Raw genomic sequence first — 9,221 nt, 5'->3', positions numbered from 1 at the left:
ATGGCCGTCCATATATTTTGTAGTGGAATGGGTTACGATATCCGCTCCCCATAAAAAAGGATTGCAGTTTATAGGCGTAGCAAAGGTATTATCTACGATCAAGGGCACCTGATGGGAATGGGCCAGACGCGCAAATTTTTCAATATCCAAAACCACCAGCGCCGGATTTGCAATGGTCTCCGCAAGAACACACTTCGTATTCTCCTGAAATGCCTTTGCAATCTCCTCCTCCGGCGCATCAGGATCTACCACCGTGCACTGAATTCCCATTTTTTTCATGGTAACCGTCAAAAGATTGAAGGTGCCGCCGTAAACCGTGGAGGACAAAACCACATGATCCCCCGCTTCACAGATATTGAATACTGCGTAATAGTTGGCAGCCTGTCCGGAGCTGGTAAGCATGGCGGCAGCTCCGCCCTCCAGTTCGCAAATCTTCTGGGCTACAAAGTCATTGGTGGGATTCTGCAGTCTTGTATAAAAATAACCGCTCTCTTCCAAATCGAAGAGCCTGCCCATCTGCTCTGAAGTATCGTATTTGAAGGTAGTACTCTGAATAATGGGCAGCACACGGGGTTGTCCATTAACAGGCTTCCATCCGGATTGTATGCAAATCGTTTCTTTTTTGTAATTATTTTCCATCTTTTTTCCTCATTTCCACGCTCTTTTTGCCTTTCAGCCTAAGCTCCCTGTGCGCCTTATTCGTCCCAGTTGTGATAAACTGCCTGTACGTCGTCATCCTCATCCAAAAGATCCAGCGTTTTCTGCAGGTTCTTTATGGCCGTTTCGTCTGTCAGCTCCACATAATTCTGAGGAATCATGGTCACCTCAGCGCTCAGCATGGGAATGCCGGCGTCCTCCAGGGCCTTCCTCACCCCCTCGAAGCTGTCCGGATCGGTGAGCACCTCAAAATTGTCCGCCTCCTCGGAAAAATCCTCCGCGCCTGCATCCAGTGCAAGCATCATCAGATCGTCCGCCTCCATATCGCACTCTTCCTTATCAATGATAATCTGCCCCTTTTTGTCAAACATAAAGGACACGCAGCCGGGTGTGCCTACATTTCCCTGTCCCTTGGTAAAGGCGCTTCTCACATTGGCTGCGGTGCGGTTTTTATTGTCTGTAAGCGCATCTACGATAATGGCAATGCCGCTTGGTCCATAGCCTTCGTAGGTGACATATTCATAATTTACATTTCCCGTGTCTCCGGCCGCCTTCTTTATGCCCCTTTCAATGGTGTCGTTTGGCATATTATTGGCTTTTGCCTTGGCGATCACCGCAGCCAGCTTGAAATTGTTGCCCGGGTCCGGTCCGCCCTCTTTCACGGCCACCGCGATCTCTCTTCCGATAATGGTAAAAATCTTTCCCTTGGCGGCGTCGTTTTTCTCCTTTTTATGTTTAATATTAGCAAATTTTGAATGTCCTGACATGGTTTTCTCCTTTTGTTCCTTCTATCCTGCAAAGCCTTCTGCATAAAGACATTTTCCATAAATATACCATTTTCCATATCATTCGTCAAGAACTGCAAGCCCGGGTCCTTTATGTATCCAATTCCAGGCTAATCATCAGGGCCTTGTTCACCCTTTGCATGACCTCGCCGTCCAGATGGCATACCTTGTCTTTGAGACGCTTCTTATCAATCGTCCTAAGCTGCTCCAATAAAACCACAGAGTCCTTATCCATATCATAAAGCTTTGCGTTCAATTCTATGTGAGTGGGAAGCTTTGCCTTGTTCATCTTAGAGGTAATGGCTGCGCAGATCACGGTGGGGCTGTGCCTGTTTCCCACATCATTCTGGATGATCAGCACTGGCCGTATGCCTCCCTGTTCCGAGCCAATGACCGGTCTTAAATCCGCGTAATATACATCTCCTCTTTTCATTTTTCCTCCATTCTGCCATACAAACAGCTTCCGCTGTCTACAGCTCTCGTTGTTTGTACGATAGTATTGCCGTTTTATCTGGAGGTATTCAAAATTTTTCTCCGCCCTGGAGATAGACTCTGGGGATTCTCTTTCCAATGTCGCAGACCAATTCATAGTGAAAACGTCCCGACAGCTCCCCCAGCTCTTCTGCGCTGATCTGCTCTCTTCCATCAAAGCCAATCAGCGTCACCCGGTCACCCTCTGCAGCCTCCGGTATCTCCGAGACATCTGCCATAAACTGGTCCATGCAGATTCTGCCCAGTATGGGGGCCTTTCTTCCCCTGATCAGCACATATCCCTTCCCCGACAGGGACCGTGGATAGCCGTCTGCATAGCCCATGGGAATCGTTGCCACCCGGGTATCCCGTTTTGCGGTAAAGGTAGAGCCATAGCCCACGCTCTGACCCTTTTGAATGGTCTTTAGATAGATTACTGTGCTGTACCAGGACAGGGCCGGCCGCAGGGGCACCACATCCCTGCGCATCTCCCCGGAAGGATAAAGTCCGTACAGGGCAATGCCTGCTCTGACCAAATCCATGTCTGCCTCCGGCAGCTCCAGAATCCCCGCGCTGTTGGAACAATGCTTTATGGGAATTTTGATGCCAAGCTCCTCTTCTATTCTTTTCAAAAAATCCTGGAAAATGCCAAGCTGCTGTCGGGCGCTGGTTTTGTCCCTTGTGTCCGCTTTGGCAAAATGGGTGAATATCCCCTCTATCTCAATCCCCGGCTCCATGGAAAGCCTGCGCACAAAGGAAAGCCCCGCATCGTCTGGCGTAATGCCAATCCTGCTCATTCCCGTATCTACCTTTACATGCACCTTAAGGCGCTTTCCAGCCGCTTTTGCCCCTTGGGACAGCGCCTTAAGGGAGTCCTCCCGGAACACTGCCGGACGAATTTCCCATCTTGCAAGCATTTCATAAGAATCGGGAAAGGCATAGCCTAGAATAAGGATGGGCTTTTTGATTCCCGCGCGCCGCAGCCTGCAGGCTTCTTCCACCGTAGCCACAGCAAAGCCGTACAGAAAATCAAGCTCCTCAAGACATCTGGCAATAGGAACGCTGCCATGCCCATAGCCGTCTGCCTTGACCACGCCCAGCATTTTTGTATGCGCTCCGATATGTCTTTTCATGCTGCACATGTTTTCCACAATACCATCCAGATTTATCTCCACATACCCTCTCTGACAGGCCTTTAATTTCTCGTTCCATTCGTCCATCTGATTTCTTTCCTTTGCGTATCCTGGCAAAATGCCATATTTTCAATAATGTCTCCCGCCATCAGGCCGTGTTCACCGCATCTGCAGGCTGCCTTGTCTCCCGCCCTTGCATGCAGACAGACGCCTGCGGCAGCGGCCTCAAAGGGTTCCATCCCCTGTGCACACAGTCCGGCTATCACCCCCGCCAAAACGTCGCCGCTTCCGGCGGTTGCCATGCCGCTGTTGCCCGCCAGATTTACGCACACAGTCCCATCTTCCCGGCACACAAAGGTACGGGCATCCTTTACCACTAAAACGGCGTGAAGCCTTTCTGCAAGCCTTACTCCTGCATCAGGGAGATTTTCCTTAAGCTCCTGCACCGTTTTTCCCATAAGTCTGGAAAGCTCTCCCACATGAGGCGTCAAAATCATCCTCCTGCCCGCCGCCCCCTGTCTGGACAGCTCCTGAAAAAATGTGTTCTCCTCAGAAAGCAGATTCAAGGCATCTGCGTCCAGCACCAGGGGAAGGCTGCTTTCAAAGATCAGGCTCCGCAAAAGCTCCAGGGCCTGCTTTCCAGTGGAAAGTCCGGGGCCGGCGGCAATCACATCCGCCCACTTAAGACTCTGCAAAAGCTCCTTTGGGCTCCCAAGCAAAGCCTCCGGCACCTGCTGCTGCACAATCACTCTGTTTTCCTCTGGCGTGATCACCTTGACCATACCGGCGCCTATCCGGTAGGCCGCCCTGGCAGCCAGCACTGCGGCTCCCGCCATATTCCTGCTGCCCGCCGCCAAAACCACCTTGCCAAAGGTGCCCTTATTGCCCGCCGGGTCCCGAAGGGGCAGAAGGCTCTCTGCGGCTTCGTCATAGCAAAACATCTGCGGCTTCCTTCCAAAAAAACTGGCTTCGCCGATTCCAACGCCGTCTACTTTCACCTCTCCGCAGTAAAGACAGCCCGGATACAGCACAAGCCCCCTTTTCAAAAATCCAAAGGTCACCGTCATATCCGCCCTCACGGCTGTTCCCAGCACCCGTCCGGTGTCAGAATCAATGCCGCTTGGAACGTCCAGGGCTATCTTATACCCCGAAAGGCTGTTAAAGGTTTCTATGGCCTGGGCGAACTCTCCCGTCACCTCTCTGGAAAGTCCTACTCCGAATAATGCGTCTATTAAAATAGTATATTCCTCCCTGAGAGGTTTGCTGCCTGTTTTCACAGGATAATTTTGCAGAATGGCAGACTGCTTCTCCCACTGTGGAGAAGCCTTTTTTCTTTCTCCCACATGCCATACCTCCACCTCCCAGGACTCCTCTGCAAGAAGCCTGGCCAATGCAAGTCCGTCTCCGCCATTGTTCCCCATCCCGGCAAGAATCAGCACTCTTTTCCTCTGATCCTGACATTTTTCCATAATCTTCCGGATTTCTCCAAGTGCCGCAAGCGCCGCTCTCTCCATAAGCACCATGCCCGGAATGCCGATTCTTTCTATGGTATTGCGGTCATATTCTTTCATTTCCTCTGCAGTGACCAGATATTTCATATTTGCCTCATTTCTGCGCTGTCCTTTGCGCATTCCAAGTATAAAACAAAAAGGACTGTTCTGCAACAATCCTTTTTATTCACAACCCAGGAAGCCCGCAAAGCGTATTTCCCATTGCTATTTTTCCGAAGAATTCTCCGGAAACATGCTCATATCAAATAAATCCACCACATCCGCTCCGAACACATCGTGCATATAGGAATAGATTTCCTGATTCTGCTGCTCCATCTCCTGCCTGCGGATCAGATTCTTTTTTAAGTCAATCCTGACCTGAGTCACCCAGTCCGTAATCTCCTGAATGGCCGCTCTGTTTTCCTTCATGGTCCTATAACAGCATTCCATGGTAAAGAGCATCAGTTGAAAATTGACTTTGTCAATCTCCCCAGGCAATTCAAGCATCTCGTCCTGATATTTTGCCAGCTTTTCATTGCACTCCGCAATCAGGCGCTTGTTGTCCTCTATTTTCTGCTCCAGGGCGGCATTTTCGCTTTGCTCTGCTTCATTTACCATAGGTACAATCTCGCTCATCAGCTTCTTTTTCAGCTTTCTGATTTCCTTGGACTCTGTATTGAGCTTTCCCTGTCTGCGCAAAAGCTCATTGAGGTGTTCTGTCAGCTCTCCTGCAGCTGCCTTGCCAGTCTCGTCCAGCAGCCGGTACCATTTATTGTCCAGCGTCAATATTGGAATTTTTTTCCCTTGAAGGGCCCCTGAAAAAATTTCCTTTTTATCCTCGCTCCCCATAGCTTCCTCCTGCTATGCTTTATCCTTTTCCCGCTTATAACGGCCGATATTATAGGATAGCTTCATCAAGCTGTCGGAAAGATGCACATTTTCCACCTGAATTCCTTCCGGCACATTCAAATCCACATGGGCAAAATTCCAGATTGCCCGGATTCCATTTGCCACAAGCCTCTCCGCCACTTCCTCCGCACCCGATTTGGGGATGGTAAGCACGGCGATATCGATGTCGTTCTCCCTGACAAAGCGCTCCATCTCCTCCATGGGCATGACCTTGACCCCTCTCACGTCCTTGCCCACAAGCGCTGGATTCTTGTCAAACATTCCCCGGAAAATAAAGCCTCTCCGCTCAAAATTCAGGTAATTCCCCAACGCCTGTCCTAAATTTCCCGCTCCTATTATAATAAAGTTGTGCTTCTCATCCAGCCCGAGAATCTTGCCGATTTCCTTATAGAGATATTCCACATTATAACCATAGCCCTGTTGTCCAAAGCCGCCGAAATTATTAAAATCCTGCCGAATCTGGGATGCCGTCACCTTCATCAGCTCGCTTAACTCCTGGGAGGATATCCGCTCAACCCCTTCATCCTTAAGCTCTCCCAGATAACGGAAATATCTTGGCAGACGGCTGATGACAGCTTGAGAAATTTCTTTTTCTTCCAAAGATACTACCTCCAAACTATTTTATAAAATTATTATAGACGAATGTTAAAAACTTGTCAATGAATTGACAGGATTATTTCTCCAAGGTAAAATATTATGATAATGTTGAGGAGGAATAAATTATGATACTCTCCTGTCAAAATATATCCAAGGCATTTGGTGAAAACAAAGTGTTGGAAAATATCAGCTTCCATATAGAAGATTATGAAAAGGCCGCCATCGTAGGCATAAACGGCGCGGGCAAAACTACGCTTCTGCGCATTATCGTGGGCGAGCTTAAGCCCGACCAGGGTGGCGCAGTGCTCTCTAAGGACAAGACGTTGGGTTATCTTGCCCAAAACAGCGAGCCGGACACCTCCCGTTCTATTTATGAGGAGCTTTTATCCGTCAAGCAGGAGCTCATCGATCTGGAGGAGCGCATGCGGGAATGTGAGGAAAGCATGAAATCTGCGGACGATGGCCGGCTGGAGGAGCTGATGCGGGAGTACTCTGCTCTCACCCATGCCTTTGAAACCAAAAACGGCTATTCCTACAAAAGCGAGATTATTGGTGTGCTGAAGGGGCTTGGCTTTCAGGAAGAGGAATTTGCAAAGCCCGTCTCCACCCTCTCCGGAGGCCAGAAAACCAGAGTTGCCCTGGGACGGCTGCTTTTACAGAAGCCGGATTTGATTATTCTGGACGAGCCCACCAACCATCTGGACATGAATTCCATTTCCTGGCTGGAAACCTATCTGATGAATTATAAGGGCGCTGTGCTGGTAGTGTCCCACGACCGTTTCTTTTTGGACCGCATTGCCCAAAAAATCATAGAGATCGACCAGACAAAGTCCACAACCTTTTCCGGCAACTACTCTGCCTACGCGGAAAAGAAGGAAAGGCTTAGGGCTGCGGCCTGGAATGCCTACATGAATCAGCAGCGGGAAATCAAGCATCAGGAGGCCGTCATCGAAAAGCTGCGCTCCTTCAACCGGGAAAAATCCATCAAACGGGCGGAAAGCCGGGAAAAGCTGCTGGATAAGATGGACGTGATCGAGCGGCCCACAGAGGCAAGGGCAGACATGAAGCTCACCCTCACTCCCCGCAGGGAAAGCGGAAAGGATGTGCTTTCGGTGGAGGGCTTAAGCAAAAGCTTCGATGGACACACCCTGTTTCAGGATGTAAGCTTTGAACTGAAAAAAGGGGAGCATACAGCCATTATCGGAGATAACGGCACGGGAAAGACCACCCTGCTCAAAATACTCAACGGCCTGCTTCCTGCTGACAGCGGCTCCTTCCGTCTGGGCGCCAATGTAGAGATCGGTTACTACGATCAGGAGCATCATGTGCTGCACAGTGAAAAAACTCTTTTTGAGGAAATTTCCGACGAGTATCCTAATCTCTCCAACACAGAAATCCGCAATGTGCTGGCCGCCTTTCTCTTTACGGGGGACGATGTATTCAAGCGCATTGCAGATTTAAGCGGCGGAGAACGGGGACGGGTATCTCTGGCAAAGCTGATGCTTTCCAACGCCAATTTCCTGATTCTGGATGAGCCTACCAATCATCTGGATATCATGTCAAAGGAGATTTTGGAGGATGCCTTAAACCAGTATCAGGGCACAGTCCTCTACGTCTCCCACGACCGTTATTTTATCAACAAGACCGCCCACCGCATTTTAGAGCTCACGGCCTGCCGGTTTGTCAATTACATTGGAAATTATGATTATTATCTGGAAAAAAGAGATACTGTCATGGCTTCCTTTGCTCCTGCTGACGCTTCTGCCCCCTCTTTGGCCCCTTCCTCTTCCGAGGCAAAGCAGGACTGGAAGGCCCAAAAGGAGGAGCAGGCCCGGATTCGGAAAAAGGAAAACGATTTAAAAAAATGTGAGGAAAAAATTGCTGCACTGGAAGAGCAGCTTGGGCGACTGCGCGCACAGCTTTCCGACCCTTCCCTGGGCACCCAGGCCGCAAAGCTTATGGAGCTTACGAAGGAACAGGAACAGGTGGATGCACAGCTGGAAGCCTTATATGAAGAATGGGAAATCCTGGCAAGATAAGCCGGGATTTCCCATTCTTTGTAAGGCAATCTAAAAGAACATCTGCTATCTGCCCTGTTCTACGCTTCCAACCACCTGAATTTTCGTAGACTTTATATCAACAATATGATACAATGAAATCAACGAAAAATCCGATTTGAGGAGGCAGACAAAAGAAACAGGAGGGGCTGTCTTATGCCAGCGGAAACAGGTGATCCTGGATACGGGCGGCTACCATTTGAACGCAGACTACTTCATCTATCTCAACTCCGCGCCCTTTGCCTGGCTGAGATGCGACCGTGGGCGGCTCTGGCGGACAGCAAAGGAGCATATTGCAACTCATTTGGAATGGGATTGCAAGTTTCCGCCAAAGGGCGGACCGTACTATTATTGAGTATATGCTATAACTTTCCATCTACCGGGGAGGTGAGCTATAGATGGAACAATTTAAAGAAATTGCGGGCAGTATCGCGGAGGAAGCCGTAAGCTATGCCAAAAAAAGCGGGATAGAACTCGATTACACGGTTGAGAGCGCTAAAAATGCAGATGTAATCCTCGGAGCCTATCATGACAATATTGAACGCTATGACGGAGAGGAAGGAAAGAAAACGCTTTCGTCTGTGGCTGTCATGTTCGGGGCTTATATTGGGGAAATGCTGCTGAGAGAGGGACTTTCGGAAAAGGGCTTTGCCTGGACAGAGAACAAAGGCTTTCCTATACTTTCTACACAGGACGGAAAAATTACCGCCTCTCCCATTACGAAAGTACAGAAGCGTATAATTAATGGGGCGGGGGACGGCATAGAGAGCTTTGTCAATGTCGTGTTTGCCGCAGCAGAGGGAAGCCTGCCGAAAACGGGCATCTTAAGAGTCCCTGATGTTGAAACGGCTGGCGGCGTAAAGGCCGAAAAAGTCGTTTTTAAAGAGGCCGACTATTACATAAGCCTTGTTTCCGAGGGCATGGAAGACTTTGTGATTTTCAAGTCACATGACGGATTCTTTCAGTTTTACGGCTTTGGCGACAGCTTCGTCTGTGAGGTTTGGTTCAATATAGGCGGTAACAGGGCATATATGGTCATAAATACCGATTGTAAGGATACGGAACGCACGGAGCTTATAACGCCGTTTGGCAGATACACACCGAGAAAGAATGACGTAATCA

The 9,221-nt window shown here is 49.4% G+C and carries 9 protein-coding genes; 2 read left to right on the top strand and 7 right to left on the bottom strand.

The genetic code is table 11. The features are described from left to right. From AC1WIP_RS06725 to AC1WIP_RS06695, 7 genes are all read right to left on the bottom strand, one after another. On the bottom strand, positions 1 to 639 hold a 639-nt coding region (locus tag AC1WIP_RS06725; RefSeq protein WP_481141127.1), incomplete at its 3' end, for an aminotransferase class I/II-fold pyridoxal phosphate-dependent enzyme. Positions 640 to 695: 56 nt separating this feature from the next. Further along, complete coding sequence (locus AC1WIP_RS06720; protein ID WP_481141126.1) at positions 696 to 1,424, bottom strand: YebC/PmpR family DNA-binding transcriptional regulator; 729 nt, start codon at positions 1,422 to 1,424, stop codon at positions 696 to 698. A gap of 109 nt (positions 1,425 to 1,533) precedes the next feature. Further along, positions 1,534 to 1,875, bottom strand: coding sequence for a type II toxin-antitoxin system PemK/MazF family toxin (locus AC1WIP_RS06715; RefSeq protein ID WP_318705117.1), 342 nt, complete (start codon positions 1,873 to 1,875; stop codon positions 1,534 to 1,536). An 88-nt stretch (positions 1,876 to 1,963) separates the two neighbouring features. Then, the gene (gene alr / locus AC1WIP_RS06710) at positions 1,964 to 3,133 is read right to left on the bottom strand and encodes an alanine racemase (RefSeq protein WP_481141125.1); all 1,170 of its coding nucleotides are present in this window, start codon (positions 3,131 to 3,133) and stop codon (positions 1,964 to 1,966) included. Then, positions 3,109 to 4,644: an NAD(P)H-hydrate dehydratase gene (locus AC1WIP_RS06705; RefSeq protein ID WP_481141124.1), complete on the bottom strand. Its 1,536-nt coding sequence runs from the start codon at positions 4,642 to 4,644 to the stop codon at positions 3,109 to 3,111. Before AC1WIP_RS06705 ends, alr begins: the two co-directional genes overlap by 25 nt. Positions 4,645 to 4,761: 117 nt before the next feature. Continuing rightward, on the bottom strand, positions 4,762 to 5,385 hold the full coding sequence (locus AC1WIP_RS06700) for a hypothetical protein (RefSeq protein ID WP_481141123.1): 624 nt from the start codon (positions 5,383 to 5,385) through the stop codon (positions 4,762 to 4,764). 12 nt (positions 5,386 to 5,397) lie between these two features. After that, positions 5,398 to 6,045: a redox-sensing transcriptional repressor Rex gene (locus AC1WIP_RS06695; RefSeq protein WP_481141122.1), complete on the bottom strand. Its 648-nt coding sequence runs from the start codon at positions 6,043 to 6,045 to the stop codon at positions 5,398 to 5,400. Positions 6,046 to 6,167: 122 nt separating this feature from the next. On the opposite strand from AC1WIP_RS06695, the gene abc-f reads away from it, so the two are divergent. Together abc-f and AC1WIP_RS06685 are read left to right on the top strand one after the other, a co-directional pair. After that, positions 6,168 to 8,081 carry a ribosomal protection-like ABC-F family protein gene (gene abc-f, locus AC1WIP_RS06690; protein WP_481141121.1) on the top strand — a complete coding sequence of 638 codons (1,914 nt, stop codon included), beginning with the start codon at positions 6,168 to 6,170 and terminating at the stop codon, positions 8,079 to 8,081. Positions 8,082 to 8,497: 416 nt separating this feature from the next. Beyond that, positions 8,498 to 9,221 (top strand): hypothetical protein (locus AC1WIP_RS06685; RefSeq protein WP_481141120.1); only part of this gene is annotated, 724 nt, incomplete at its 3' end.

Source organism: Acetatifactor sp., from assembly GCF_982438285.1.
The sequence above is the reverse complement of the archived record's forward strand: the minus strand, read 5'-3'. Positions and strand labels throughout refer to the sequence as shown.